The sequence below is a fragment of the Shewanella sp. NKUCC01_JLK genome (genome assembly GCF_019345615.1).
Lineage (GTDB): Bacteria > Pseudomonadota > Gammaproteobacteria > Enterobacterales > Shewanellaceae > Shewanella > Shewanella oncorhynchi.
On sequence record NZ_JAHKRD010000002.1, the window covers coordinates 37,820 to 64,760 of the forward strand.

The 26,941-nt window shown below is 47.7% G+C and carries 27 protein-coding genes and 1 riboswitch; of the genes, 5 read left to right on the forward strand and 22 right to left on the reverse strand.

Going from position 1 to position 26,941, the window contains the following annotated elements:
• Positions 1-55 precede the first annotated feature (55 nt).
• Positions 56-1,123 carry a tartrate dehydrogenase gene (locus KO537_RS02470; protein ID WP_219233778.1) on the forward strand — a complete coding sequence of 356 codons (1,068 nt, stop codon included), beginning with the start codon at positions 56-58 and terminating at the stop codon, positions 1,121-1,123.
• 128 nt (positions 1,124-1,251) lie between these two features.
• Here the strand turns inward: KO537_RS02470 and KO537_RS02475 are convergent, their stop codons facing one another.
• Positions 1,252-1,710: a GNAT family N-acetyltransferase gene (locus tag KO537_RS02475; RefSeq protein WP_168822689.1), complete on the reverse strand. Its 459-nt coding sequence runs from the start codon at positions 1,708-1,710 to the stop codon at positions 1,252-1,254.
• Positions 1,711-1,827: 117 nt separating this feature from the next.
• Between KO537_RS02475 and KO537_RS02480 the strand changes: the two genes are divergently transcribed.
• Positions 1,828-3,291 (forward strand): PLP-dependent aminotransferase family protein, encoded by a 1,464-nt coding sequence (locus tag KO537_RS02480; RefSeq protein ID WP_219233779.1) that lies wholly within the window; start codon positions 1,828-1,830, stop codon positions 3,289-3,291.
• A 9-nt stretch (positions 3,292-3,300) separates the two neighbouring features.
• Here the strand turns inward: KO537_RS02480 and KO537_RS02485 are convergent, their stop codons facing one another.
• The 3 genes from KO537_RS02485 to KO537_RS02495 form a co-directional block, all read right to left on the reverse strand.
• Positions 3,301-3,684 carry an MAPEG family protein gene (locus tag KO537_RS02485; RefSeq protein WP_113941155.1) on the reverse strand — a complete coding sequence of 128 codons (384 nt, stop codon included), beginning with the start codon at positions 3,682-3,684 and terminating at the stop codon, positions 3,301-3,303.
• A 92-nt stretch (positions 3,685-3,776) separates the two neighbouring features.
• Positions 3,777-4,172 (reverse strand): GNAT family N-acetyltransferase, encoded by a 396-nt coding sequence (locus tag KO537_RS02490; protein WP_105251621.1) that lies wholly within the window; start codon positions 4,170-4,172, stop codon positions 3,777-3,779.
• A gap of 30 nt (positions 4,173-4,202) precedes the next feature.
• Positions 4,203-4,718: an ATP-binding protein gene (locus tag KO537_RS02495; RefSeq protein WP_219233780.1), complete on the reverse strand. Its 516-nt coding sequence runs from the start codon at positions 4,716-4,718 to the stop codon at positions 4,203-4,205.
• Between the two features lie 470 nt (positions 4,719-5,188).
• Between KO537_RS02495 and KO537_RS02500 the strand changes: the two genes are divergently transcribed.
• Together KO537_RS02500 and KO537_RS02505 are read left to right on the forward strand one after the other, a co-directional pair.
• Positions 5,189-6,307 carry a glycerol dehydrogenase gene (locus KO537_RS02500; protein WP_219233781.1) on the forward strand — a complete coding sequence of 373 codons (1,119 nt, stop codon included), beginning with the start codon at positions 5,189-5,191 and terminating at the stop codon, positions 6,305-6,307.
• A gap of 216 nt (positions 6,308-6,523) precedes the next feature.
• On the forward strand, positions 6,524-7,915 hold the full coding sequence (locus KO537_RS02505; RefSeq protein ID WP_011788372.1) for an NAD-dependent succinate-semialdehyde dehydrogenase: 1,392 nt from the start codon (positions 6,524-6,526) through the stop codon (positions 7,913-7,915).
• A gap of 62 nt (positions 7,916-7,977) precedes the next feature.
• Here KO537_RS02505 and KO537_RS02510 read toward each other — a convergent pair whose 3' ends face one another.
• From KO537_RS02510 to KO537_RS02600, 18 genes are all read right to left on the reverse strand, one after another.
• Positions 7,978-8,805: a cobalamin-binding protein gene (locus tag KO537_RS02510; RefSeq protein ID WP_219233782.1), complete on the reverse strand. Its 828-nt coding sequence runs from the start codon at positions 8,803-8,805 to the stop codon at positions 7,978-7,980.
• 76 nt (positions 8,806-8,881) lie between these two features.
• Positions 8,882-9,916, reverse strand: coding sequence for a DUF2235 domain-containing protein (locus KO537_RS02515; RefSeq protein ID WP_173497460.1), 1,035 nt, complete (start codon positions 9,914-9,916; stop codon positions 8,882-8,884).
• A gap of 469 nt (positions 9,917-10,385) precedes the next feature.
• Positions 10,386-10,535 (reverse strand): hypothetical protein, encoded by a 150-nt coding sequence (locus KO537_RS02520; protein ID WP_158497601.1) that lies wholly within the window; start codon positions 10,533-10,535, stop codon positions 10,386-10,388.
• A 160-nt stretch (positions 10,536-10,695) separates the two neighbouring features.
• Complete coding sequence (locus KO537_RS02525; RefSeq protein WP_028759283.1) at positions 10,696-11,232, reverse strand: hypothetical protein; 537 nt, start codon at positions 11,230-11,232, stop codon at positions 10,696-10,698.
• A gap of 109 nt (positions 11,233-11,341) precedes the next feature.
• Positions 11,342-11,617 (reverse strand): hypothetical protein, encoded by a 276-nt coding sequence (locus tag KO537_RS02530; RefSeq protein ID WP_028760233.1) that lies wholly within the window; start codon positions 11,615-11,617, stop codon positions 11,342-11,344.
• Between the two features lie 103 nt (positions 11,618-11,720).
• Positions 11,721-12,170 (reverse strand): hypothetical protein, encoded by a 450-nt coding sequence (locus KO537_RS02535; RefSeq protein ID WP_219233783.1) that lies wholly within the window; start codon positions 12,168-12,170, stop codon positions 11,721-11,723.
• 86 nt (positions 12,171-12,256) lie between these two features.
• Entirely contained in the window at positions 12,257-12,802 is a 546-nt protein-coding gene (locus KO537_RS02540; RefSeq protein WP_219233784.1) for a CbrC family protein, read from the reverse strand.
• Between the two features lie 71 nt (positions 12,803-12,873).
• A complete protein-coding gene (locus KO537_RS02545; protein ID WP_173243083.1) occupies positions 12,874-13,263 on the reverse strand; it encodes a hypothetical protein in 390 nt (129 codons plus the stop codon).
• Positions 13,264-13,796: 533 nt separating this feature from the next.
• On the reverse strand, positions 13,797-13,946 hold the full coding sequence (locus KO537_RS02550) for a hypothetical protein (protein ID WP_173243078.1): 150 nt from the start codon (positions 13,944-13,946) through the stop codon (positions 13,797-13,799).
• Between the two features lie 103 nt (positions 13,947-14,049).
• A complete protein-coding gene (locus KO537_RS02555; RefSeq protein ID WP_158497610.1) occupies positions 14,050-14,199 on the reverse strand; it encodes a hypothetical protein in 150 nt (49 codons plus the stop codon).
• 283 nt (positions 14,200-14,482) lie between these two features.
• Positions 14,483-15,106, reverse strand: coding sequence for a cob(I)yrinic acid a,c-diamide adenosyltransferase (gene cobO, locus KO537_RS02565; protein WP_219233785.1), 624 nt, complete (start codon positions 15,104-15,106; stop codon positions 14,483-14,485).
• A 44-nt stretch (positions 15,107-15,150) separates the two neighbouring features.
• The gene (locus tag KO537_RS02570; RefSeq protein ID WP_219233786.1) at positions 15,151-16,785 is read right to left on the reverse strand and encodes a cobyric acid synthase; all 1,635 of its coding nucleotides are present in this window, start codon (positions 16,783-16,785) and stop codon (positions 15,151-15,153) included.
• Between the two features lie 75 nt (positions 16,786-16,860).
• Positions 16,861-17,487 carry a bifunctional adenosylcobinamide kinase/adenosylcobinamide-phosphate guanylyltransferase gene (gene cobU, locus KO537_RS02575; RefSeq protein ID WP_219233787.1) on the reverse strand — a complete coding sequence of 209 codons (627 nt, stop codon included), beginning with the start codon at positions 17,485-17,487 and terminating at the stop codon, positions 16,861-16,863.
• Positions 17,484-18,272: an adenosylcobinamide-GDP ribazoletransferase gene (locus KO537_RS02580; RefSeq protein WP_028759425.1), complete on the reverse strand. Its 789-nt coding sequence runs from the start codon at positions 18,270-18,272 to the stop codon at positions 17,484-17,486. Before KO537_RS02580 ends, cobU begins: the two co-directional genes overlap by 4 nt.
• 106 nt (positions 18,273-18,378) lie before the next feature.
• Positions 18,379-19,461, reverse strand: coding sequence for a nicotinate-nucleotide--dimethylbenzimidazole phosphoribosyltransferase (gene cobT / locus KO537_RS02585; protein ID WP_219233788.1), 1,083 nt, complete (start codon positions 19,459-19,461; stop codon positions 18,379-18,381).
• Between the two features lie 208 nt (positions 19,462-19,669).
• Positions 19,670-20,800, reverse strand: a complete 1,131-nt coding sequence (locus KO537_RS02590) for an iron ABC transporter permease (RefSeq protein WP_105251612.1) — start codon at positions 20,798-20,800, stop codon at positions 19,670-19,672.
• Positions 20,797-21,672, reverse strand: a complete 876-nt coding sequence (locus tag KO537_RS02595; protein ID WP_219233789.1) for an ABC transporter ATP-binding protein — start codon at positions 21,670-21,672, stop codon at positions 20,797-20,799. Before KO537_RS02595 ends, KO537_RS02590 begins: the two co-directional genes overlap by 4 nt.
• A gap of 99 nt (positions 21,673-21,771) precedes the next feature.
• Positions 21,772-21,972: riboswitch (cobalamin riboswitch) on the reverse strand.
• 221 nt (positions 21,973-22,193) lie between these two features.
• Positions 22,194-22,919, reverse strand: coding sequence for a histidine phosphatase family protein (locus KO537_RS02600; protein WP_219233790.1), 726 nt, complete (start codon positions 22,917-22,919; stop codon positions 22,194-22,196).
• A 268-nt stretch (positions 22,920-23,187) separates the two neighbouring features.
• Between KO537_RS02600 and metH the strand changes: the two genes are divergently transcribed.
• Positions 23,188-26,922: a methionine synthase gene (gene metH / locus KO537_RS02605; RefSeq protein ID WP_219233791.1), complete on the forward strand. Its 3,735-nt coding sequence runs from the start codon at positions 23,188-23,190 to the stop codon at positions 26,920-26,922.
• Positions 26,923-26,941: the final 19 nt, after the last annotated feature.

The window sequence follows — 26,941 nt, forward strand, 5'->3', positions numbered from 1 at the left end:
GATACGAATATGGAATAACATACAAAAAACGCAGAATCCCCTATTGGAGTCGAAGATGTCTAAGGTAAAAATCGCCGTAATTGCCGGAGATGGCATAGGTACTGAAGTGATCCCCGAAGGGATACGCACACTCGAAGCCGCAGGAAAAATCTTAGGTGTGGCGTTTGAGTGGACCTACTTCGACTGGTCCTGTGAAACCTACCATAAAACCGGTCGCATGATGCCAGAGGATGGACTTAAGCAACTAAAATCCTTTGATGCCATCTACTTAGGCGCTGTTGGATTTCCAGGAGTTCCCGACCATATTTCACTCTGGGGATTGCTGCTACCGATCCGCAGAGCCTTTGAGCAATACGTGAACCTTAGGCCTATTCGGTTATTTGAAGGCGTGCCCTGCCCACTCGCGGGTAAAAAGCCCGGCGATATCGATTTTTATGTAGTACGTGAAAACGTGGAAGGCGAATATTCCGCCGTCGGCGGCATTCAATATGAAGGCACTGAACATGAGATTGTCTCCCAGCAGAGCATTTTTACCCGTCGTGGCACAGATCGCATCTTAAAATATGCCTTCGATTTAGCCCAAAGCCGCAAAGCAAAGCACTTAACCTCGGCGACCAAATCCAATGGCATATTTCACTCTATGCCCTATTGGGATAGTCGCGTCATGGAAATGGCAAAACAGTATCCAAATGTTAAAGTCGACCAATATCATATCGATATTCTGACGGCCAATTTCGTGCTGAAACCCGAGCATTTTGACGTGGTTGTTGGCTCAAATTTGTTTGGCGATATCCTGTCTGATCTTGGCCCTGCGTGCACTGGCACTATCGCCATTGCCCCTTCGGCGAACATCAATCCAAACAAGGAATTTCCGTCGATGTTTGAGCCGGTTCATGGGTCGGCGCCGGATATTGCAGGCCAAGGTATTGCCAATCCTTTAGGGACAATTTGGGCAGGCGCTATGATGATGCAACATTTAGGTTATGGTGCAATACACGACCTGATACTCAGCGCGATAGAAAACGTATTGAAAGATAAGCAGTCTTTAACCCGCGATATGGGCGGAACAGCGAATACTCGGGAGCTGACCGATGCGGTGATCGCTGCGATTAGTCGCAATTAAAACGTACATTAAAACCTAATGCTAAAAGCCCTTTAACATTATGATTGAAAGGAGTTTAGACTATCAAGCCGCTGATAATAAATGCATTAATAAGCTAGCCAGTTAATGCATTTATTAAAGGCCCCTCCTTACAGCGGCATTCTGTACTCAATGACTCCCGGTTTTTCACCAATCCAGTTATAGAGTTTTTGCGCGGTTAAATTTGTTTCCTGTGTATGCCAATACAGGCGCGCGCACTTGTGTTCAATGGCCGCTTGCTTTACAAACTCAATCAATTGTTTTCCAACATGTTGACCCCTTGCCGTTGGGGCAACAAACAAGTCTTCAAGATAACAATAATCCGTTTCGGCCCAAGTAGAACGATGAAAAACATAGTGCACAAAACCGAGTAAGTTTTGGCCCTCTCTTGCGACGGCGCAATAAATGGGTTCTTGGTCATCAAAGAATCGGCGCCACGTGGCTTGGGTGGTCGCTTCTGATAACGCCACTTTGTAAAAAGTCTGGTAATCACGCCAGTGTGGTAACCAGAGTGAATAGTCCGTTTCTTTAACCATATCAATGGTTACTGTTAGTGATTGGCTGGACATTAGTGCACTCCTTGAAATTAAGTAAATGGTCTCAGTTTTACTGAAGCAAGATTCTAGATTCAATTGTGGTACCGCATAAGGTACACTTTTTGTATTTTCTACAGTACCAGTTAGCAAATGAAAAAACCTCAATCCAATTTCCCTCACTTGCAACTCAAAGATGGCATCCTCAAAGATCAGCTTTATCATGCGTTTAGAGAGACCATTCTTGATGGACGTTTACATCCTAGAATGAAGCTCCCATCCAGCAGAGCCTTGTCGGAAACCATGCAGATTTCACGTAACTCAGTACTGCAAGGGTTTGAGCGCCTGATTGATGAAGGCTATCTGCTGACTAAACCGGGCTCGGGCACTTATGTGTCAGATACCATTCCCGATGAACTGATCGATATTTCCAACAGCTCCCGAGAAAGTGCTCAAGCCTTTGATTCCAATGTAGACATTAATCCACAGTTAATAGAAATGGCGCGACTGAAAGCGAAGGGAAATACGGACCACAGCCATAACATGCTTAATATTGGCGTCGGATGTGTCGATCTTTTCCCGCACCAACTTTGGGGGCGGCTGTTAGGCCGAGTTTGGCGGCAATCGCGTAAAACCTTAGGTAAATCAAACCATAGCGCAGGGTATTTGCCGTTGCGTGAGGCGATAAGTGACTATGCGCGTTCGACCCGCGGCCTCAATTGCACACCTGAGCAGATCATCATAGTCAATGGAACTCAGCAGGCCATTAACCTCACAGCGCAGGTACTACTCCAACAGGGAGATGAAGTCTGGCTTGATGAACCTGGATATGATGGCGCTTTAGGCGCTTTTCTCTCGCAAAATATGCGGGTTCGTCCTGTGAGAGTTGATGATGAGGGCACAAATATTGCCGATGCGATACAGCGGTGGCCCGCAGTGAAACTGGCTTTTACCGCGCCCTCACACCAATTTCCCCTCGGCGGGATGCTAAGTCTGCCACGACGATTGGCCTTACTCGATTGGGCCGCTGAGCAGAGTAAATGGATTTTAGAAGATGACTATAATAGCGAGTTTCGTTATAGCGCCCGCCCAATTCAGGCACTGCAGGGACTCGATAAACAACAGCGGGTGATCTACGCAGGCACCTTTTCCAAGATGCTGCTGCCTGAATTGCGACTCGGCTTTTTGGTGGTGCCCCCTAAACTGATACAGGCTTTCCAGTTGGCAAAATATTATGCCGATACGCACACGGCTCACCTAGAGCAAGCAACATTAGCGTTGTTTATCGCCGAAGGACATTACGCGCGGCATGTTCGCCGAGTGAGAAAAGCCTGCTTAGCGCGCCAAACGGCGTTAATCGCGGCAATTGAGCAGTATCTGCCCGACAAATTGTCCGTTCAAACCTCTGACTCAGGTATTCACCTCGTATGTTGGCTAAAAGGCAACTTAACCGAAGAGGAAGTGATCAATAAATGCCGCCAACTCAGTTTAGGTGCACAGCCTTTGTCTCGATATTGCCAAGCGCCCTATCCAAGGCAAGCAATCTTACTGGGCTATGCCGCTCATACGCCTGATGAGCTGCGGGAAAGTATCAAAAAACTGGCGCAGATCCTTTAATATCCAAGCTTAAAAAGCCTGAAAGAAAATCCCGAAAGCACTGAAGATAGCAACAAACCATGTGAGGGATCTTAAGGTGCCTTTGTTGGCAAGATAGAGGATGTGATACACAAAGCGGGCGCCGACATGGACGATTGCGAGCCACTCAGTGGTGGGATTTACTTTGCCGGTAGCAATCACCACTAATACGGCTAGGCCAAACACCAGCAATGATTCAAAGGCATTTTGATGTCCCGCTAAAGCGCGAGCGCCAAAACCGGTTAGCTGTGCTTGCTGAGCACGGGGATGATTATTATCGTAACCACCCGCCTTTGCCATAGCCCAAGCCACTGGACCTTTCGCAAGATATGGCAATAACATGGCGACAAATAAGCAAATAAGTAAGGTATTCATGGGGTAATCTTCCTTTGATTGTTGTTTTGAGCTCTACTGTTTGAGTTCTACTGCTATAAGTGCCTAAGTTACAAGTGTATTGGTTAGCGCCGTTATTTCACCATATACATGCCTTCACTTGCGGGACGACTAAATTTAAAGCCAAACTTTTCATAGAGTTCAGGCACATCCGCCATCAGGGTAATATACGCGCCCTCAAAAGCCTCACGATCTAGATAAGCCATGATGTGCTGCATAATAAGCCGCCCTAATCCCTTACCTTGATGCTCAGGATCCACTGCGATATCGACAATTTCGAAGTTGAGCGCGCCGTCACCAACCACACGCCCCATACCCACAGTCTGCCCGGCAAGCTTTATTTGCACGCCATATAAACTCCTTGGCAAAGCCTTGATGGCGCCCTCCAATGGTCTAGGGCTTAAGCCAGAAATCTGTCGTAGGCGAACAAAATCATTGGCTGAAACAACCTCCTCAAGCACTTGGTACATGATATTTCCTATTGTTTTTATTCACTATAATTATCTTTCTATCACCTCAAGCTCAAAGCCTTCATCCAGAGTCGGCGGCTGAAAATAACCGCTCACATGCCAGAACATCGCCTCGGTATCGAACATAGCGCGCTCAGGGTGGCTTTGTCTGCGTTTATCGAGTTGACTCAAACAAAGCGCATCACTGTGATTAAGATAAATAAGTTTATGGGCGGCGCAATCAGTAAAAATGCTTCGAAACCACAGGCGCTGATTGATAGTATTCGCGGGAAAGTCCATGACCACAGAAACACCCGAACAGAGCAGTTCCTGCACATGCTTTTTAAGCAAAGGCTTAAGGCGAGCGGAATAGCTCAAGTAAGTATCAAAATCTTTAATTTCATCGGGATATAGCGCCGCCAGCCATGCGTCTTCCGAGATTAAAATACCGTTTTCGGCCTCTGCAAGTTGTCGCGATAAGGTTGATTTACCTGCGCCCATTTTGCCACAAAAGAATATTAACGTACCTTTACTGACCAATTGTCCTAACGCATTCTGCTGTGTCATCTTCACTCCTTGATTACTGGTCTTTTATCTCAGCCGACGATTTCACTCGCTATGACACCAATGAACTACAGTACAGAGCATCACATAAAGCATGAACACCGAGCAAGACTTGGGACGAGTTTAAGGTAATAAAATCCCATTACATTAATGACTATGCAGTGTTTAGACAGCAGACGTTTACCGCTATTTACGCATTCCACCGTTAGCTTTTTTTGAGATATTACATCTCTTCGCCCGCTTAGATCGCCTCGCTCTCTGAGCCCTACCCTTGCCTTAAACCAGGGCAAACCAAAGCATTTAACTCGAAGAATAAAACAATAAACCACATTATTAATCTAACAATTAAGCACTAAAGTAGTAATTTACGCTTAGCAATAAAAACATTACCACCATTCATGCTATGACATTAATTTAGGCGTATGCTAGGGTAAGAATGAAAGGATAACCGTCATAAGTGCAAAGGAGGCTCTATGAGCACTGTCGTTCCACGTACCGTCACTTCCCCTAAAAAATTCATTATCGGCAAGGGCCTATTAGCTCAAATGCATGATTATGTTAAGGACTTTGGTGACAATGCTTTTATCATCTGCGATGAATTTATCCTCAGCCGCGTGAAGAATGAAGCGGTCGCTGGGCTAGATCAAAATGGGATCAGCAGCCACCTCGAAAAATTCAACTATGAGTGCAGCGAAGCCGAGATAAAGCGCTTAGGCGCGCTGGCAGAACAGCATCATACCAACGTTATTGTTGGAGTTGGCGGTGGAAAAACCTTAGATACCGCCAAAGCCGTCGCCTTCTATCAAAAACGGCCTGTCATCTTGTACCCCACAATTGCTTCAACCGATGCGCCCTGTACTGCACTTGCAGTAATCTACTCCGAAACAGGTGAGTTTGAACGCTATCTGTTTCTGCCACAGAACCCAGATGCTGTCGTTGCCGACACTGCCATTATCGCCGCGGCTCCGGCCCGATTTTTTGCGGCAGGCATAGGCGATGCACTGGCAACCTATTTTGAAGCTCGTGCCTGCTATCAATCGGATGGCGTCAACCTAGTCCTGAAAAAGCCTTCCCGCACAGGGCTGGGATTGGCCCAACTTTGTTATCAGTTACTGACTGAAAATGTTGAAGCTGCTATGGACGCCGTTAAAAACAAAATAGTCACACCTGCGCTAGAGCAAACCATTGAAGCCACCATCTATCTCAGTGGTGTTGGTGCAGAAGCGGGCGGGTTAGCCGCCGCCCATGCCGTAAACAATGGTATGTCAGCGGTGGCAGACTTACATAAAGCTCAGCACGGCGAGAAAGTCGTCTTTGGGCTGCTAACTCAGCTCGTGCTCGAAAATGCCCCCAAAGCCGAAATCGATAACGTTATCCGCATCATCAAAACAGCGGGACTGCCGCTCACTCTCGCAGATTTAGGGCTGAAAACCTTTATCGAGACCGAATGGCGCAAAGTGGCTGAGATAGCCTGTGCTGAGGGCGATACTATGGGCAATATGCCAATGAAGTTAACCGCAGATGATGTCTATCAAGCCATGATAGCCGCCAATGCCATGGCTGAACGCTATAAAACAGCTGAAGCTTGTTAACCGTAACAATATGACGTGTACTCCGTAGGTGGCAACAATCTGATTTTATTAATTAATACTACTGAAATAGTTCCTGCTGCCACACGAGTTTACCGTTCATCCTAGGCTTCCTTGCCACATATCAATGGCAAGGAAGTCCACAACAAACAAGACATTTCCACCCTCGATGCCAAAGCTGGCATTTACGCTCTATTTGTTAAACGCTTGGAGGCACATATGGCTTATGCAACAACCAATCCCTTTACGGGAAAGCTCATTAAAGAATTTCCAAATGCAACAGATACCGAAGTCACACAGGCGATAGAATCCGCCCATCAGGCATTTTTAAGCTGGCGAACCACTCCCTTTGCCGACAAGGCCGCAATACTGTCTAAGGCAGCGAAGATCCTCAGAGACAACAAGTCGAAATACGCCAATCTACTGACCTTAGAAATGGGCAAGGTCACAGCAGAAGCCGAAGCTGAAGTCGAACTGTCGGCGCAAATTTTCGAATACTACGCCGAACATGCCGAGCGACTGCTGGCACCGCAAAAACTGCCGGTTGCCGATCCCGCCGAAGGTGAAGCGATACTGGTTAACGAACCGCTGGGCGTATTATTGGCTATCGAACCTTGGAACTTTCCCTACTACCAAATTGCGCGCATCTTAGCGCCGCAGCTTGCCGCCGGAAATACCTTACTACTCAAACATGCATCCAACGTGCCCCAGTGCGCTGCGGCCTTTGAAGGCTTAATGCGCGATGCCGGACTGCCCTCAGGTGCATTCCAAAATCTGTATGCCACCCGAGAGCAGATAGAACAGATCATCAATTCGCCCAAAGTGCATGGTGTTGCGCTCACGGGATCTGAAGATGCGGGATCGATCATTGCCGCTCTGGCAGGTAAGGCACTGAAAAAGTCCACCCTAGAACTGGGTGGCGCAGATGCCTTTATCGTACTTGAAGATGCCGATCTGCCTAAAACTATCGACTGGGCTGTGTTTGGCCGTCACTGGAACGCGGGACAGGTCTGTACATCATCTAAGCGGATGATCTTAGTTGAAGCCATTTACGATGAATTTATGAAGGGTTATATCAAGGGGATAGAAGCGCTAAAAGCAGGCGATCCTATGGACTCGGCCACTACGCTAGCGCCGCTGTCTTCCCAAGGCGCGGCCGATGAGTTGAAGCAGAAGATCCGTGATGCCGTAAAACACGGCGCAACCGCGACCGAAGTGGGTCCTAAAGTGCCGCAGCAAGGCGCCTTTGTGCAGCCAACAATACTGACAAACCTGACGCCAGATAACCCCGCCTACTATTGGGAATTCTTCGGCCCTGTGTCCAGTATCCACAGGGTGAAGGATGAGCAAGCAGCGATTGCCATTGCCAATGACTCGCCCTTTGGATTGGGTGGCTCAGTGTTTACCGCCGACACCCAACGCGGGCTGGCGGTCGCTAAGCAGGTTTCCACAGGCATGATGTTTGTTAATCATCCAACTATGGTCAAGGCCGACTTACCCTTTGGTGGCGTGCGTCGCTCAGGTTATGGCCGCGAGTTGATTGATTTAGGATTGAAAGAGTTTGTAAACCACAAGCTGATTAATGTGGTCGACATCAACGCGCCTTTCTAAACGCTTAGAAAATAGCAACATCTGACTAAACGCCTGACGGAATAATCTGTCAGGCGTTTTATTTAACGTGCTTTATCCAAGGCATCACATAAGGCTTGAACGCCGAGTAAAGCTCTGGGCGTCGCGCGATGTAATAAATCGGCATTGAGTTGATAAATATGCTGTTTCTTCACGGCAGGAATTTCTGGCCATTGGCGCCAATCAACCCCTTTCACATTACCTTCTTCTTCACTCTGTAAAATCACTTCGGGCAAGGTCAGCAAGACGTTTTCTAAACTGACTTGCGGATAATCACTGGCGGCATCGTAAAACACATTTTGTCCATGGCACACACTGATGATCTGTTGGATCCAACTGTTTTTAGAGACTGTCATCAATGGGGTCGACCAGAGTTGATAAAATACCTTAGGTTCTGATTTTTTAGCATTTTCAACCCGCAATCGGATAAGCTCAGCGCGATAAGCGGCCGCAGCCTTGCTTGCTTCTTCAACATGCCCCGTAAGTTGGCCTAACTCTTCAAGCTCCTTGGCGACGCCTTCTAAGGTTTTAGGATCGCTGCCATAAAGGTTAAATCCTAACGTCCTAAGCTGGTTGATATCTTCGGCTTTATTACCCGAATCCCACACCACAATCAGATCGGGATTAAGCTCCATCACCCGCTCCATTTGAATGCCATAGTAACCACCAATACGCGGGATATTTTTTGCCGCCTCGGGATAATCCGCATAATCGGTTGCGGCCACAATCGTATCGCCCGCACCTATGGCGTAAAGCATTTCCACCGCATGGGGAGAGAGCGCAATAATGCGTTTAGCGGGCTGCGCAAATACGCTATGGGGAAGAAACAGACTGAGCCCAAAAACGAGTCCAGCTAAGTGTCGCTTAATCATGATATGCCTTAGTATTTATCCCCAAACCGCCTGAAGATGCAGGCGTAGTCTCTTCAGGTCACTTGGGGTTATAGAGTTAAACTAGCTGCTCTGGCCAGCCATAGTGTTCGATATAAGTTTGTAGATTCTTCGGGCGATACTGAGGATCTTGATCCCAGCGGGCCTTCACCGAATGATGCAAAAGTACTGGGACTTGCTCAGGGTCGAGTGGTCGCAAATATTCCTGTTTTATCCGATAAAAACTGCGTCTCGAGTTATGTAAGGTCGCAAGCGGATTTGGATGCACACTCGCGGCTAAGTGTGGCTCTAAGCTTAAATTAAATTTCTGCGCCTCGGATATCATCCACAACAGTGCAATATCCGACAACAATGAACCGTCTTTATCGGGTTTATAACTGCCGCCAATATTGCTATGGGCGCCCGCAAACCACACTTGCTGCATGTCCATATTGTCACGCAGTTGCCAAATGGTCGGCTCAAAATCACTGCGATGTTCATCTATGGCTAACGCATGACGGGCAACGCGCACATTGCGGCCAATTTTAGTGTCGTAAAACTCGTCTTTATCTTCGAACAAGCCTAAAAATGAAATAGGGATCCCCATAGCACCCACGGTATCCCACACGCCAACAAACTTGATTTCCCGAGATTCATGACTGTATCTCGCTCTAAATTCGAGGGATTTTTCACCATCAGGCGCAAAGGGCGCACTGCTTTTTTTATAGTGGTCGAAAGCTTGTTGAATCAACGCCGCATCGGGACGTTTGAGTATGCCGCAGTTATTAATCAAGCCACACAGGCAACGCACTGTGTAAGCACCACGACTAAAGCCAAAGAGATAAATCTCATCGCCGGGGGAATAGTTTTGCACTATGTAGCGATACCCATCCATGATGTTTTTATGCAAACCGCGCCCTGTTGCGCCACCGATGGTTTGATCGTAATAGGAACCCACGCCCCAATCATAAAATACCTGTTGGGGTTTACCATCTGCCGCTATCGGGCTGATAGCACGCGCAAGGCGCAGCACATTGGTGGGGAAATCGACCTTAAGATCTTTCTCGGGCCGATTCCAAGTCCCATCGGCACAAATCACGATACGTTTATTCATAGGATCATCCTTGAGTCACTGATGCCCAATCTCGCAGGTAAAAAACTGTCGATAAAGACGCTAACGGGTTTTACCAAGGAATAACAGCCTCGCTATCCTTGTTTGCTGGCGATTCAAGGCGTTAAAAGCTCATCTTGCTTTACATGCTAACGTCACAGCAAAAAACCTATAGTGACATAAAAACCTAATCTGACAAATTAGAACAATAAGATGCCGCTACAGTTTGCATATGTAATGTTCGTTTAACAAGAGTTGGACAGAGGAGCGTTAAATATAGAAAGGCTAATATCACTAAATGACTTATTGCTTAGTTATTAAATGCAGGCCCCCTATTGAAGGTCGATCCATGGTATTTGCTCGACGACATTGTGAATAGAAACCTAGGGTTTCTAAGCTTATGAACGAGAGCCATGGATGGCGAACTGGCAATTAAACACGGATGTTGTCCAAGCCGCTCGACCGCCCCGACTTATAGGTTTGCCATGCCATTTGCTCGTCGACTCGCAGCCAGTCCATCCTTGGATGCTCGACCGCCCCGTCCATGGGGCGGACGGTCGTCTCGCAAATCACCACGGCTCACCGTTTTGGCTTTAGCGTAACCTGTAGATTTAAAAGACATACGCAACACAGTTTTGAGACATTTCCGTGTTAAAGCCTTAACTCTAACGCGTCTGTTTCGGATAAAGATTTCTATAGGTAACGCCGCCAACACGGGCCGAGCGATAGCGAGGTCCAGCCCGCGTTTTTTTGCGGGCGATGTGCTTGGCCTTGTTAATGGTTTACTCACTATGAACCACGACCATTTCGCCATCACTGTTTCTTTGCATGATTGTTCTCCCGATGTAGCACTGTGCTATTGGAGATAGTAATTCGATAAAATCAGCGATTTTTAGCATATATAGTTCCTTCTTCTTGCTGCGATCCGAGTTGAACAGAATGCCTTCGATATTATCTTTTGACTTGAAAGCGAATAAAAACGTATAGCTATGTATTATTTGATTAATAACATATGAGAACGGTTTTGTTATTTCTTGTGGCTGCTCAACTTCGTATAAATCGCCTACTCGATGCCAATTTAGCAGATCTACAGTTTTCCCTTTATTTTTATAGGAATACAACTTCACTTGGCATTCGAAAATCTCTTTTGTAATCTTATTAGCTTCTGCCAGCTTCCTAACGATATAGCAAGACAGCATTACTCTTTTTTCTAAAGCAGCAAAGGAAGCTTCCCTCCAAGTCGTCTGATGCAGCTTGTTGTGGAAGAATTCGACGTTCTTCTGTAGGTCATTTTTCCAGTATTGTGATTCAGAGATCATTGCTTTTGACCATTAACGCTTTGCCAAGGGGCAAATGCGAACGTTGTTGGGCGAAGCCCAGTGAGTATTTGTCCCCGCCGCGCTTTTTGCGGCGAATTTAGGCAACTTGTTATATGCCACTTTTACCCCAGTCATCTAGCACTTCTTGAAAGCTTTCAGCTACATCATTGGCATTAATATCAAAACAAGAATATCCGTATCCCAAAGCTACAATATCTTCTCTTACGTCTTTAATAGTATTCGCATTTTTAACGATTAGCATGCCTTTACGTGCACCATAACCTTCAATTAAGGCATCAATGACATATTTTTCGCCATTAACGCTTAAATGAAACGGCGCAAGGATAGTAAGTTGGTAACGTTCAGTTAGAAGTTTAATCGACAAGCCTAATCTCCCTGTGGCATATAACGCCTTTATAACGGGCAGCCTGTGGCGAAGCCACGCTTTAGGCTGTCCAGCCACGAAGTGGCGTTCGTTGATAAACTTGTTATAGGTTTAGTGGATAAAGTGTAAATGACTTATCTCCTTTTCGATTTACTAACCGATAATTTCTTTGAGCATCACAGACTTGAACCACCCAAACATAGTCGAATAACCCCGGCTCTATATTGGCCCCTGTTGAGTCAATGTCTTTGATAGGATCATATTTTCTAGTTTGGAGTACTTGAAGTGAATTGCACTCTTTACTGTTAATGGCCTCCATTAGAGCGATGTAGTCTAGAGACCATTGCACATCAGCTTCGTTTAGCAGGCTGCTTGTAACAATACGACTCCCATTACCTTTCCATTTCTCACGAATCTCTGAAAGCAAACCTTCAGAGACGCTCATATTTTTACCATTTAGGTTAAATACATGAGCGTCGCTAGACAAAGACTCTTTATTTGTAGCGCAACCAAATAGAGAAATAACTAACAGAGTAAAAATACACTTCTTCATGATTGACCTATAACGTTGAGCGCATGGGCGCCGCGTAGCGGCGTCCCAGCAGCCGAAGGCTGCAAATGACGCGAATTATTATATTTTTAATCTGGATCAAATTGAAACAAGGATTCGCCACAATTACGACAGGAAAACCTTAAAAAATAGTGCAATTCGTCGTCTTTACCTCTCTGTATATCTGTAAGCTCACGCTCGTCTAAATAGCTAGTTTGGAATAATCGTTCTTTTTGCTCAGCAGAAATATTCTTTATATCTTTCACAGTGCTTATTCCATGATATTCACAGAAATCACCACAATGATTTGGCCATTCAATTTCTTGATAACTTGAAAACCCAGGAGTTCGGTGAAGCAATTCATCGAAAGCACTTTCGCTACATTCTATCTCTTGTGGATTGCTAGGATCGATAATTGCCGGCATCAAAGAGACAAACTCAATTCCGAACATTTTAGCTGCACCACCATCGGCAATGCACCAAGGACAGATTGAGTCTGGCCTATTTTTACTATAAATAGAACCTGAGTAAACGTACCCCTGCTGATGCTTGCAGCAATCACATGAGTTTTTACTCTCTACTATACTCCCAGTTTTTATCGGATCGGGATGGTATTTAAACTTGGGAAAGATCATAACTTACCTTAGAAATATAACGCCGTGCTAAGACGCGCGCGCTTTTCGCGCGTCGGCTCTTGAGCACCTTGTTATGAGCCTTTAACGTAAATAGCACTTATATTAGGCTCCATGTATGGTTGATTTAGACAGGTTAGTAAATCTCGAGCATGCAACCTTAGTGCCTTAAAATCATCGCCGGATTTCATTTGCTCAATCATTTCTTCGTAATCCGATGGCAATTCAATGTTCTCTAATGCCTCGTCTAGAACTTGTACTTTAGAATATTGTTCTTTCGACAATAAACCAGCACTAACAACCAACCCTAAAGTATCCAACGATACTGCATTAAGAACTTCATCAGGAAGGTGCACAAATTCAGGCAAACGTCTTTCTTGAACCTCAAATTCGCTAGATATCAGGCGAAGCCCTTCGATTAACTCACCGTACCAGTATTCAGCACTTTCTCTATCAGTGGTCATAGCTCATAACATTTTATTAGTGCGCATGCGCGTTTACCTCATTAGACCAGTGAAAATGCGCACAGTTAACTACCTGTATGCAAAGAACTTATCAGTTTTTTATCAAATACACCATCCGGAAAAACGCGCATGCGCGTTTTCCAAACCTATTAACTAATTTTGGAAAAATATATACAAATGATTTTAAAGGGTTTTGTTAATTTCATGCTGGATAAACGCGTAAAAAAATGAGCTTAAAAACACTCAAAAGCATCTAAATTTAAATACGACTGTACCCATACATTGTTAGTCGCTTTACGGTAGGGCCAAACATTCGTTAAATAGATGAGATTTTGTAGGGCAATTTATTCGTCCGTTTTCGACTCACTAAATGAATGCTAGCAAGCTTTGGGGCAATAGCTTTTAGCTAAACGAACAGCAGAAGTGTTAGTTGAGATTGGCATTGTTGCAACAGTGACCGTTGGCGACATGGATGTCGCCGTCGAGCCTATAGGGATATATTTACGGCGAGTCACTGGGGAAACAATGCCAATTCACGCAGCACAACTGACGACAAAGTTATCTTGCTTTGGGGCAAAAGCTTTTAGGCAAATGAACAGTTCAATAATCGCTAAGATTGTCACTATTGCAACAGTGACCGTTGGCGGCATGGCCGTTCTTTCACATCCATGTGATCGCGGCATTCGCACTTCCATATGCAGCAGATGCAGCAGATGCCGCCGCCGAGCCTCAGGGAGGCTTATTTTGAAAGAAATAGACGGCGAGTCACTGGGGAAGCAATGACAATTAATCCAACCACCTGACGACAAAGTTATCTTGCTTTGGGGCAAAAGCTTTTAGGCAAATGAACAGTTCAATAATCGCTAAGATTGGCATTGGTGTACCTGTGACCGTTGGCGACATGGCCGCTATTTCACATCCATGTGATCGCGGCATTCGCACTTCCATATGCAGCAGATGCCGCCGCCGAGCCTATAGAGATACTTATTTTGAAAGAAATAGACGGCGAGTCACTGGGAAAGCAATGACAATTCATCCAACCACCTGACGACAAAGTTATCTTGCTTTGAGGCAAAAGCTTTTCGCCAGATGAACAGTTCAATGGTCGTTAAGATTGCCATTGTTGCAACAGTGATCGTTGGCGGCATGGCCGCCATTTACTATCTGCCCAATATGGATATAAGAAATATCGCTTTATGGTTATAACAACACGCTCAGTTTAGTAATCAAAACCTTGCTGTGCCTTGATACCCGCTTCGAATGCGTGTTTCAACGGCTGCACTTCGCTAACAGTATCGGCTAATTCGATAATCGCCCGATGACAAGCGCGGCCAGTGATAATCACATGCTGCATGGGTGGACGATTTTTAAGTGCGCTGAGCACGCGTTCCACATCTAAATAGTGATAGCTCACCATATAGGTGAGTTCATCGAGCATCAGGCAATCTATGCTCTCATCTTGCAGCAGCTTTTCGGCGGCTTCCCAAGCGAGTACAGCGGCGGCGGTATCTTTTTCTTTATCTTGGGTTTCCCAGGTAAAACCTGTGCCCATTACATGAAACTCAACCCCTGCACCTTCGAGTAAATTACGCTCACCGCACTCCCAAGTGCCTTTGATAAATTGCACTACCGCGGCTTTTTTACCGTGACCGACGGCGCGGGCCACTGTGCCAAAACCTGAGGTCGATTTGCCTTTACCGTTACCGGTTAACACCAGCAGAATCCCCTTCTCCCCTTGGGCGGCGGCAATTTTAGCATCCACACCGGCTTTCACTTTCTGTTGGCGAGCCTTGTGGCGTTCGGCCTTGATTTGCGCTTGTTCGTTGTCGTTTTGTGCTGTCATGGTCTTCTCTTCACTCTGCTGCTAAAAATGTCTGCTTTTAAAACTTATGCTTCTAAAATTGGCTGTAATTTTTGCATGTCTAAATGCTCGGCTAACACATCGGCTAAACGATCGAGTTGCTGCTCACGTATTTGATTGATATCTATCGCCTTAGCATCGTTTAATCCCGCCCAGCGCAAAATCAACTGACACGCATCAGGGCTATCAAACAGCCCATGTAAATAAGTGCCAAGGATTTGCCCGTCATCGCTTTGCAGGCCATCAGCAAAGCTCACAGATGTGGATTCAGGGATTAACTGCAAGGGCACATTCGTTTGTTCAAGCCTAGGGATAAGATAGCTTGATTCACCGCAGTGGATTTCATAGCCCTGCACAGCAACCTTTTGCCCAAGTAACGTTAGCTCACCGCTCACTCGCCGTAACTGTTTTTCGGCTTTGAGTTCTGTGCTCAGCGGCAGGTAGCCAAGTCCTGCGGTATCACCCGCACTGTCTTCAATGCCTAAGGGATCGGCAATGCTTTGGCCTAACATTTGATAGCCGCCACAAATGCCGAGCACTTTGCCGCCGTAACGCAGGTGAGTGGCAATATCTTTATCCCAGCCTTGCTGACGTAAAAAGGCTAAATCGGCACGCACATTCTTACTACCGGGTAAGATCAATACATCGGCAGCGGGCAAATGAGTGGCGTGACTCGCGGCTTGGGTTTGCAACGACACATAATCAAAATCAATATCGGGATGCAGCCGCAGCGGATCAAAATCCGTGTGATTACTGATCCTTGGGTACACTAATACCCGCACTTTTAAGCGGCTGTTAGCGCCTTTGGTCGGCGAGCTTATCAGCGCATCTTCGGCATCGAGATGTAAATCATGCAGATAAGGCAACACACCTAAAACAGGCTTTTGAGTATAAGCTTCAAGCCAATCGAGACCAGATTGCAACAGGCTAATATCGCCGCGAAAACGGTTGATCACAAAGCCCTTTACCCGCGCCTGTTCGGATTCAGATAACAGCGCTAAAGTCCCGACCAAATGGGCAAATACGCCACCTTTATCGATATCGGCAATGATAATCACAGGACAATCCACGGCTTCGGCAAATCCCATGTTGGCAATATCACCTTCACGCAGATTGATCTCCGCCGGACTGCCCGCGCCTTCAACCACTATGGTTTGATACTGACCGCTTAATCGCTCGAAGGATTCCAGCACAGCGCCAAGCGCGATTGCCTTGTAATCCTTAGATTTAGGTCCAAAAAAGGCCGAGGCTTCGAGTGTTGTCAGGGCTTTGCCATGAACGATAATTTGCGCGCCCGTGTCCGAGCTTGGTTTAAGCAGTATGGGATTAAAATCGGTATGGGGCTCAAGATAACAGGCCACGGCTTGCAAGGCCTGTGCGCGGCCAATCTCGCCGCCATCAATAGTGACAGCGCTATTGAGCGCCATATTTTGCGGCTTAAAAGGCGCAACCTTAATCCCCTGACGGGCGAGCAAACGACAAATGCCTGCCACTAAGGTACTTTTACCAGCATCCGATGTTGTGCCCTGCACCATCAAGACTTTTGCGCGACGAGGTGAATTAACCGCAAGCGTATTAATTGCTGGCGTATTAACTGCAAGAGTGTCAGCGGTATCGAGTGCATTAGCACAGGCTGTGTTGTCTGTGTTTGGAGAGGACATAGGTTTAAAAGGCTTATTCTAGTTTGCAGGTATAAAGATAAAAGCTCAGTCTCAACATCACTTAACTTAGTTAGATTAAAGTGGTTTCAATGCTAAGGGTAAACCAGCGACCACTAAGGTGACATTGTCAGCCAATGCGGCTACGGCTTGGTTTAACCAGCCCGCTTCATCGACAAATTGTCGGCTCAACTCACCTAAGGGCACTATGCCAGAACCGACTTCGTTACTGATCAAAATCACCACTCCCTCAAGCTCGACGAGGGAATCCACAAAAGCGGTTTTCTCGGCCTGCCAACTCGCATAAGCTTTATCGTCAGAGGTTGAAGTGGCAAAGGTGGAAACGGCAAAGTCAGTCGCATTCCACTCAGTCGGCGCGGGTTCATCATCGATGTTAATGTTCGATGCAAGTAATTGATTCGTTAACCAAAGGGTTAAACAGTCTACTAAAATCACTCGCCCAGGTTTTGCTAACCGTTTTAGCAGTGCAGTGAGGGCGAGCGACTCTTCAAACAATTGCCATTCGATACCATCGTCCGATCGTCCCGCTTGATGCTTGGCGATACGTGTCGCCATTTCATCATCTAGCGCCTGCGCCGTCGCCACATAGCAGGCATCGAAGCCAAGCGCAGTGTACTGACGCACTAAGGCTTCGCCGTAGCGACTCTTACCGCTACGGGCGCCGCCTAGGACGAGGTGGATCACAGTATGTTACCCACAACGAGTAATACAAAATAACACACGATTTCAGATATTTGCTGCGCCGCGCCTAAGGTATCACCCGTGTAACCGCCAATCTGGCGTCTAAAGATCACTATGATCAAACGGCGCAGTCCTATCATCACCAACAGCAATGACAATGCCGCTAACCCCTTGAGGAATAACAGCACTAATACGCCGCTGGCGATCAGGATAAGCAGCTCATTAATGCCTTGATGTTGCGATAGCGGCTTAGACTTACTGGTCTCGTCATCGCGGACATATTTTTCACTAAAGATGATACTGGCTGATACCACACGGCTCACTGTGTGCGCGACGATAAGTGCAGAACCCGCCACGACAGGATCGTACAGGGCCAACTCGACTAGCAACTGCCATTTCAGCAGCAAGGCCAACATCAGCGCCAGTGCGCCATAACTGCCAAGGCGCGAGTCTTTCATGATCCGCAGCTTGTCTTCAGCCGTCCAACCCCCGCCAAAACCGTCGAAGGTATCGGCGAGGCCATCCTCATGGAATCCGCCCGTGAGCAAGACGCCAACCAACATAGCTAAAAGAACAGAAACGCCGGCGGGGAGCCAGTTCTGCGTCAGCCAAAACACTATGGCGCTTAACAAACCGACCAGAAGACCGACGAGACCGAAATAACGGCTGGCCTTATTCAACTTATCGCTATCGACTTCGACCCACTTAGGCATAGGAATGCGGGTAAAATAGCCCATGGCAACTAAAAATAAATCTATCTCTTTGTGCCAGCTTTCGCGTTCTGACATAAAGCATCCTTAGTGAATTCACACTTGCTGCAAGGTTTAAAATTAAAACGGTTGGCTAAAAGGCTATTATTTTAAATAAGTAAAATAAGCGACTTAGCAGAGCACATCATACAACAGCCTCAATCCCCGCATCACTAAAACTCGCCATTTGATTGTAAAAATTTACTGAGGCTTGAATAAGCGGCAATGCCAACGCAGCCCCCGTACCTTCGCCTAATCTCAGCCCTAGGGATAATAAAGGTTTAGCCTGCAAAAATTCTAACATTCGCAGATGACCTTGCTCATCGGATTGATGGGCAAAAATCAAATAATCACGCACATTGGGGGCGATTTGCACCGCGACTAATGCTGCCGCTGTCGCGATAAAACCGTCCACGACCACCAGCATTTTACGTTCAGCGGCAGCTAACATAGCCCCCGTCATCTGCACAATTTCAAAACCTCCTAGGCAAGCTAACACTGACTTAGGCCCAGTTAAGGCGCTTTGATGCAGCAATAACGCCAGTTCAATCAGCATCAGTTTACGTTCTAAGGTTTCGCTATTAATGCCAGTACCACGGCCGACACAATCAATCACATCCAGCTGCATGATCGCCGCCATAATGGCCGCAGCAGAGGAGGTATTGCCTATGCCCATTTCACCAAAGGCGACTAAGTTACAACCCGCTTGATGGTGACGTTCAATCAAATCGCGCGCCATAGCAAAGCCTTTATCGACGGTTTCAAGCGCCATCGCGGGCTCTAAATGGATTGCACCCGTTCCAGCGCCAAGACGTTGATCGATAATACCTTCAACTCCTTCAACTGGCGTTAACATACCGCAATCGATCACTTCGAGCTTAAAGCCCACCTGCCGACAAAAAACGTTAATCGCCGCGCCGCCATGGGCAAAGTTTTGCACCATTTGGTGAGTCACTTCGCTAGGGGCAATCGACACACCTTCTGCGGCAATGCCATGATCCCCCGCAAACACTAACATGGTTGGATGGACTATTTTGAGGACATCCGTTTGTGGCTGCTCCGTTTGTTGCAAATCAGTCGCTTGCACGCGGGCAATCTGCAAGGCTAAGGATTCGAGCTGACCTAAGGCACCGGGCGGCTTAGTCTTAAGATCAATTTTCTGCAGAATCACCAGATCCTGCGCTTTACTCACAGGGCTTATTTGAAAAGACACGGCTGACTGAGACATCCACACTCCACTTTGTAATCTACATTAAATAACCACAACGCATCCCGCGTCTATGACGAACATGTCCAATTGTGCATTTCCAATCGCGGGTGGGATATCAACAGAAATACTGATTATCCCGCCAGCCTGCACTTACGACATGACTCTAGGATGACGACTTAACTCTGGGTTTACATCCTGACTAGGTGCCTACGGCATGACCTTGTATTTACGGCATGACTCTACGCTTACGCAAAATCAGCAAAAAGAACATGCTACCTATGGCGGCCGTGATAATGCCCACAGGCAACTCTTGATTACCCAATAGACAGCGCGCTAATACATCAATCCACACCATAAATAATCCGCCCACCAGCGCCGTTAATAAAATCGGCTGACGACCGGGAAACAGCATGCGCACTGTGTGGGGGATCATTAACCCGACAAAACCGATACCGCCACAGGTAGCCACCAAAATAGCGGTAATCAAGGAGCAGAGCAGCAACATATTGAGCCGCAGCTTAGGCACATTCACCCCTAAGGTATGCGCCGTTTCATCCCCCGCCTGCAACGCCATGATCTGCCGTTTCATGCCTAAAATAATGAATAAACTCGCGCCAATCACCAGTGTCGGCAGTACTAACAAGGACCAACTGGCCTTAGCGAAACTGCCTAAACTCCAAAACAGCACAGAGGCTGTCGCCTGCGGACTGGCGAAATACAGCAGCAGACTCGTTAATGCGCCGAACATAAAGGAGGTCGCCACACCAGAGAGCAGCATGCGCTCCACTTGACTATTGAGCCCTAAGCCTGACAAAGCAAGCACTATCAACACCGACAAACTCGCGCCAATAAAAGCGCCCAAGGGCAAGCTAAACCAAAGTAATCCAGACAAGGCACCCGAACCGCTAAAAAGCCCAGAATGTGCCGCCATGCCCGCATTATCAAAAAATCCAGAGCCAGTGAATAAGGTCAACATCACCACAGCGCCAAAGGACGCGCCAGAGCTAATGCCAAACAAATAGGGATCGGCGAGCGGATTGCGAGTCACGGTTTGCAACACACTGCCCGCCAGTGACAAACCCGCACCCGCCACAAAGGCAAGTAAAATGCGCGGTAGCCTGAGCTCCATCACAATGCGTTCGGTCATGCCATTGGCTTGAGTGAGGTTCGTCGCCTTATTGATAAATACTTGAATAACATCCGTAAAACTGATGTTCGCCGCACCAAAACTCGTCGCGGCAATAGGCGTTATCAAAGTGATGATACCTAATACGAGCAGCATCAGTTGTTGTCTCGTCAACGGTGTCACGATACGCCCCAAATATGAGATGAAATATTGTTTACTCCCCTGAGTCATCCACCCTCGCCTCGCTCATTCAGGCCATGATCTACATGGTGGTAACCATAAAAATAGCTGATTAAGGGCTTTTTATGTTGTGGATGGGGCGATACCTGAGCACACACGCCAAACACATCACCAATTCGCGCCTCGGTTAATACTTCGGTTGGCGTCCCCATAGCGCTGACTTCCCCGTTATGGATCAACAGCAAACTGTCGCACAGGGCACTGGCTAAATTAAGATCATGAATAGAGGCAATCACGCTGATGCCAAGGCTACGCACCAATTCGAGGATTTGAATTTGATAGCGCACATCGAGGTGGTTCGTTGGCTCATCGAGGATTAAAAGCTGCGGCTGCTGCACTATGGCGCGGGCAATCAAGGCGCGTTGCTTTTCACCGCCAGATAAGTGCTCATATTGTTGGTGCATCTTATGGCTCAAGCCAACTTTCTCTAAAGCCTTAGCAATACGCTCAGTATCACAGCTCGAATTGGTATCAAACATGCCCTTGTGGGGCGTTAAGCCCATGCTGACCAATTGCTCTGTGGTGAGGTCAAAATAGTGCGGTGTATCCTGCTGCACTACGGCAACGCGACAGGCAAACGCCTTGGGCGACAAACGCTCAATATCTTGATCAAAAAGGGTAATTTTGCCCTGAGTCGGGCGAACAAACCGATACAAACATCGCAACAAGCTAGACTTGCCCGCACCGTTAGGGCCAATCAACCCCAGCATCTGCCCCGTTGTCAGCGTAAAGTTAATATTGGAAAGAATGGTTTTGCCATCGATACACCAGCTCAACTGGCTCACATTGAGCGCGACTGACGGGCTCAATGATGGGTTAGTGTCATTCACGGGGCTATTAGTTTGGATTGCGGAAAGTTTCACCTAAGCGGCGCTCCTATCGAGTCCAAACCTGTATAAAAAAAGGTTGTGCATATTGTCATCTGCTCCCTCGAGTCACCCGCTCGAGAACTAAGGCTGCACGCAGCGATAACAGAAATAGGCAGGTCTCCTGACTCGTAGAAAAGAAGGAGCTAGGCTCTAGAATCTAGATTCTAGGTGCTTCTTTAAACTACTCACAGTTGCGGGCACAGTTCGGGCTGACTGACGAGCAGCTCCCCGATTCCCTATTATGTTTGGGTTGATATGCTCTTTGTTAACAACGCCACTGTGAATAAAAACAACGGAGCGATTCGAACAAAGAGAGTCTATTCCCAACACCTATTTCTGCGACGTTATCACTCATTGCGCATGTAATACGCTATCTCGTTCAAACGTCAGGGAAAAGCATTATCCTACATCTATCCCATTAGGCAATGCTGTTTAAATCAGAATATTTTCATGTCAGCTTATTCTCGCCAAACGATCACGCCTACATGATAGCGCCGAGATAGTGAAATAAGGCCTCAACACCTGCGCCCACTCGGCCAATCTAAACGCCAATAGCAGGCACCCTGTTCATCTTGCAGCACATTAATAGTCACCACGGCCGCCACGGGTAAATCGAGTTGACTATAAAACCCCACCGCCCGTTCAACCCCTAAGGCACGCGCCATTAAGTGACGGATCACACCGCCGTGGGTCACGACCCACACTTGAGTGGCTGGCATATTGTCACCGTTTTCATTAACGGCACTGTTTTCATTACCCATTTTATGTGAGTCAAGGGTCAATCGTTCAAACTCGGCGGCGAGTATCTGGTCAATCGTCCCATTCACCCGCGACTCGAAACTGGCCATAGTTTCCCCATTGGGCGGCGGTGTTTGCCAAGGGTTTTGCCAATAGGCCGCTAAGCGTTTGCCCTCTTGCTGATACAGCTCATCGAGTCGACAACCGTCCCAATCGCCAAAATCAATTTCCTGTAAACCCGACAAAAACTGCGCCTGTAATGGCCTTGACTCAGATATCAGTGCCGCCGTCGAATGCAGCTCGGCGGCAAAAGCGTGGGCAAAATCGGCGCAGCGGCGTGAAGTCGAGCTATAAATCGCGCTACACACGCTGGCCTGTGACTCAACTGCTGCCGACATTTGTTGCCAACCCTTTTTGCTTAAAGGCACATCCACACGACCCCGCAAAATAGCGCCGCCTTCACACTCACCGTGGCGTAACAATAACAATCGAACTTGTTTCATATATGCCTTTTTAGTTAGGGACTAGATGCTAGGAACTCAAGCCAAGGGCCTAAATTCTTGATTCTCGATTCTCGCTCCTAATGCCTTTGACTTTCATCTTGCCCTGACAATCATAAGTCGCGTATTATGGACGTCTATACGTTTAAATGTCCAAAACAAATTTTTAAGAACAAGTATTAAAAAATGTCGGCTGACGACAATAAAATGCACTTAGCATAACAATGGCCGATTTTTGGACTTAACTTAGCTGTATTTAAGGTAATTATTTATGACGATACCCTCTACCAAAGCCGGCCAGATATTGGCAGACATACGCAAACAGCTTGCAGAGCGCATTCTGATCTTAGACGGTGCCATGGGCACTATGATCCAAGGCTACAAGCTGGAAGAAGAGGACTATCGCGGCGAACGCTTTAAAGATTGGCACACTGACGTCAAAGGCAACAACGATTTATTGGTCTTGTCACAGCCTCACATCATCAAACAAATTCACACCGACTACTTAAACGCCGGTGCCGACATCATTGAAACCAACACCTTTAACGCCACCACCATCGCCATGGCCGACTACGACATGCAGTCGCTGTCCGCCGAAATTAACTTAGTCGGCGCGCGCCTCGCCCGTGAAGCCTGTGATGAAGCCTTTGCTGCCACAGGCATTCCACGCTACGTCGCCGGTGTGTTAGGACCCACTAACCGTACGTGTTCGATTAGCCCTGATGTGAACGACCCTGGTTATCGCAACGTCAGCTTCGATGAGTTAGTGACTGCTTACAAAGAATCCACTAAGGCGCTGATTGAGGGTGGCGCGGATATCATTATGGTCGAGACCATATTCGATACCTTAAACGCCAAAGCCGCGCTGTTTGCGATTGAATCGGTATTTGATGACTTATTCGGTCAGCATTCTAAAGACAGATTGCCGATCATGATTTCGGGCACCATTACCGATGCCTCTGGCCGCACACTGACTGGCCAAACGACTGAAGCCTTTTACAATTCCCTTCGCCATATCAAGCCGTTATCTATCGGTTTAAACTGTGCACTTGGGCCAAAAGAATTGCGCCCCTATGTAGAAGAATTATCCCGCATCAGCGAGTGCTATGTGTCGGCGCATCCGAATGCTGGCCTACCGAACGAGTTTGGCGGTTACGATGAAACCCCAGAGGACATGGCGAATGTGATCGAAGATTGGGCGCGCGAAGGCATGCTCAATATTATCGGTGGTTGTTGTGGTAGTACGCCTGAACATATCCGCGTGATCCGCGAAGCGGTGAGCCGTCACGATCCGCGTATTTTGCCGGACATTCCGGTAGCTTGCCGCTTGGCAGGTTTGGAACCACTGACTATCGATGCCAATACACTGTTCGTTAACGTGGGTGAGCGCACCAACGTTACAGGTTCGGCCAAGTTTTTAAAGCTGATCAAAGAAGGCAAGTTTGAGCAAGCGCTTGATGTGGCTCGCGAGCAGGTCGAAAGCGGCGCACAGATCATCGACATCAACATGGACGAAGGCATGCTCGATGGCGCCGAGATCATGCACAAGTTTTTAAACTTGATTGCCTCTGAGCCCGACATCAGCCGCGTACCTATTATGATCGACTCCTCTAAATGGGAAGTGATCGAAGCTGGCCTCAAATGTATTCAAGGCAAGGGCATAGTTAACTCTATTTCCCTCAAAGAAGGCGAAGCCAAGTTTATCGAGCAAGCCACCTTAGTGAAACGCTACGGCGCGGCGGCCATTATCATGGCATTCGACGAACAAGGTCAGGCCGATACTAAGGCACGTAAAATCGAAATCTGTACCCGCGCCTATCGGGTGCTGGTCGACAAGGTCGGCTTTCCGCCAGAAGACATCATCTTCGACCCGAATATTTTCGCCATCGCCACCGGTATCGATGAACACGACAACTATGCCGTCGATTTTATTGATGCCATTAAAGCGATTAAAGCCACCCTGCCCCACGCGATGATTTCGGGCGGCGTATCGAACGTGTCGTTCTCATTCCGCGGTAACAACCCAGTGCGCGAAGCGATCCACGCCGTTTTCCTGTACCACGCCATCAAAGTCGGCATGGACATGGGGATTGTCAACGCGGGCCAGTTAGCCATTTACGACGATATCGATCCTGAGCTTAAAGTACGGGTCGAAAACGTAGTGCTTAACTTGCCCTGCCCAATTGAAGGCTCAAGCAATACCGAGCAGTTACTTGAAATCGCGGAGAAATTCCGCGGTGATGGCGCGCAGGTCGGTAAAAAAGAAGATTTAGAATGGCGCATCTGGCCGGTGAGCCAACGCTTATCCCATGCGCTCGTCAAAGGCATTACCGAATTTATCGATGAAGATACCGAAGCCGCTCGCCAAGAAGCGAAACGTCCGCTGGATGTGATTGAAGGCGCCTTGATGGACGGCATGAACGTGGTCGGCGACTTGTTCGGCTCGGGCAAAATGTTCCTGCCGCAGGTGGTGAAATCGGCGCGGGTGATGAAAAAAGCTGTGGCTTACTTAAACCCCTATATCGAGCTAGAAAAGGTCGAAGGCCAATCTAACGGCAAGATTTTGATGGTGACAGTAAAAGGTGACGTGCACGATATCGGCAAGAATATCGTCGGTGTAGTGCTCGCCTGTAACGGTTTTGAGGTATTCGATTTAGGTGTGATGGTGTCGGTGGAGCGAATTCTCGACGCCGTGAAAGAACACAATATCGATATCATCGGCATGTCGGGCCTCATCACGCCGAGTCTGGACGAAATGGTGCACAACGTGAAAACCTTCCACCGCGAAGGCTTAACCATTCCGGCGATTATCGGCGGTGCGACTTGCTCGAAAATCCACACTGCGGTGAAGATTGCGCCCCATTATCCCCATGGCGCCATTTATATCGCCGATGCGTCCCGCGCCGTGCCTATGGTGAGTAAGCTCATCAACAACGAGACTCGCCAAGCGACCATAGACGAAACCTATGCCGAATACGACGACATGCGCACTAAGCGCCTATCCCAAGCAAAGCGCAAAGAGATAGTGTCACTCGAAGCGGCCCGTGAAAACCGCTGCCAACACGATTGGGCCAATTACACCCCGTTCACGCCAAACGTGCTCGGTCGCCAAGTATTTGATAATTATCCATTAGAAGACTTAGTCGAGCGTATCGACTGGACACCGTTTTTCCGCTCGTGGGAATTGCACGGCCATTACCCTGAAATCCTCACCGATAAAGTGGTCGGTGAAGAAGCGCAAAAGCTGTTCGCCGATGGTCAGGCCATGCTCAAACAAATCATCGAAGAAAAGTGGCTCACGGCAAAAGCGGTTATCGGCTTATTCCCAGCCAATACCGTGAATTACGACGACATTGAGCTCTACACAGATGAATCGCGCACCACAGTCGAAATGACCACACATCACCTGCGGATGCAGCTTGAGCGTGTCGGCAACGACAACTTCTGCCTATCCGACTTTGTTGCGCCAAAAGACTCAGGCGTCGCCGATTACATGGGCGGCTTTGCGGTGACCACAGGCCACGGCATAGACGAACATGTGGCACGTTTTGAAGCCAACAACGACGACTACAACGCCATCATGCTCAAATGCTTAGCCGACCGTTTAGCCGAAGCCTTTGCCGAGCGGATGCACGAACGGGTACGTAAAGAGTTTTGGGGTTATGCGGCCGACGAGCAGTTAAGCAACGAAGCCTTAATCCGCGAGAAATACAAAGGCATACGCCCCGCACCAGGCTACCCAGCTTGCCCAGACCACACAGAAAAAGGCTTGTTATGGGACTTGCTCAAGCCCGATGAAACTATCGACTTGAACATCACCGAAAGCTACGCCATGTTCCCCACAGCGGCAGTATCGGGCTGGTATTTCGCCCACCCGAAATCGCGCTACTTTGGCGTGAGTAATATCGGCCGCGATCAAGTGGAAGATTATGCCAAGCGTAAAGGGATGAGCATTGCGGAAACGGAGAAGTGGCTGGCGCCAGTGTTGGATTATGATCCTGACTGATTTTTAGAAATAGTCAGGA

Excerpts from the sequence above, each read along its gene's own strand:
- KO537_RS02470 (WP_219233778.1), top strand. The coding sequence starts at position 56 with ATGTCTAAGGTAAAAATCGCCGTAATTGCCGGAGATGGCATAGGTACT.
- KO537_RS02475 (WP_168822689.1), bottom strand. The coding sequence starts at position 1,710 with ATGTCCAGCCAATCACTAACAGTAACCATTGATATGGTTAAAGAAACG.
- KO537_RS02480 (WP_219233779.1), top strand. The coding sequence starts at position 1,828 with ATGAAAAAACCTCAATCCAATTTCCCTCACTTGCAACTCAAAGATGGC.
- KO537_RS02485 (WP_113941155.1), bottom strand. The coding sequence starts at position 3,684 with ATGAATACCTTACTTATTTGCTTATTTGTCGCCATGTTATTGCCATAT.
- KO537_RS02490 (WP_105251621.1), bottom strand. The coding sequence starts at position 4,172 with ATGTACCAAGTGCTTGAGGAGGTTGTTTCAGCCAATGATTTTGTTCGC.
- KO537_RS02495 (WP_219233780.1), bottom strand. The coding sequence starts at position 4,718 with ATGACACAGCAGAATGCGTTAGGACAATTGGTCAGTAAAGGTACGTTA.
- KO537_RS02500 (WP_219233781.1), top strand. The coding sequence starts at position 5,189 with ATGAGCACTGTCGTTCCACGTACCGTCACTTCCCCTAAAAAATTCATT.
- KO537_RS02505 (WP_011788372.1), top strand. The coding sequence starts at position 6,524 with ATGGCTTATGCAACAACCAATCCCTTTACGGGAAAGCTCATTAAAGAA.
- KO537_RS02510 (WP_219233782.1), bottom strand. The coding sequence starts at position 8,805 with ATGATTAAGCGACACTTAGCTGGACTCGTTTTTGGGCTCAGTCTGTTT.
- KO537_RS02515 (WP_173497460.1), bottom strand. The coding sequence starts at position 9,916 with ATGAATAAACGTATCGTGATTTGTGCCGATGGGACTTGGAATCGGCCC.
- KO537_RS02520 (WP_158497601.1), bottom strand. The coding sequence starts at position 10,535 with ATGTCTTTTAAATCTACAGGTTACGCTAAAGCCAAAACGGTGAGCCGT.
- KO537_RS02525 (WP_028759283.1), bottom strand. The coding sequence starts at position 11,232 with ATGATCTCTGAATCACAATACTGGAAAAATGACCTACAGAAGAACGTC.
- KO537_RS02535 (WP_219233783.1), bottom strand. The coding sequence starts at position 12,170 with ATGAAGAAGTGTATTTTTACTCTGTTAGTTATTTCTCTATTTGGTTGC.
- KO537_RS02540 (WP_219233784.1), bottom strand. The coding sequence starts at position 12,802 with ATGATCTTTCCCAAGTTTAAATACCATCCCGATCCGATAAAAACTGGG.
- KO537_RS02545 (WP_173243083.1), bottom strand. The coding sequence starts at position 13,263 with ATGACCACTGATAGAGAAAGTGCTGAATACTGGTACGGTGAGTTAATC.
- KO537_RS02550 (WP_173243078.1), bottom strand. The coding sequence starts at position 13,946 with ATGCCGCGATCACATGGATGTGAAAGAACGGCCATGCCGCCAACGGTC.
- KO537_RS02555 (WP_158497610.1), bottom strand. The coding sequence starts at position 14,199 with ATGCCGCGATCACATGGATGTGAAATAGCGGCCATGTCGCCAACGGTC.
- cobO (WP_219233785.1), bottom strand. The coding sequence starts at position 15,106 with ATGACAGCACAAAACGACAACGAACAAGCGCAAATCAAGGCCGAACGC.
- KO537_RS02570 (WP_219233786.1), bottom strand. The coding sequence starts at position 16,785 with ATGTCCTCTCCAAACACAGACAACACAGCCTGTGCTAATGCACTCGAT.
- KO537_RS02580 (WP_028759425.1), bottom strand. The coding sequence starts at position 18,272 with ATGTCAGAACGCGAAAGCTGGCACAAAGAGATAGATTTATTTTTAGTT.
- cobT (WP_219233788.1), bottom strand. The coding sequence starts at position 19,461 with ATGTCTCAGTCAGCCGTGTCTTTTCAAATAAGCCCTGTGAGTAAAGCG.
- KO537_RS02590 (WP_105251612.1), bottom strand. The coding sequence starts at position 20,800 with ATGACTCAGGGGAGTAAACAATATTTCATCTCATATTTGGGGCGTATC.
- KO537_RS02600 (WP_219233790.1), bottom strand. The coding sequence starts at position 22,919 with ATGAAACAAGTTCGATTGTTATTGTTACGCCACGGTGAGTGTGAAGGC.
- metH (WP_219233791.1), top strand. The coding sequence starts at position 23,188 with ATGACGATACCCTCTACCAAAGCCGGCCAGATATTGGCAGACATACGC.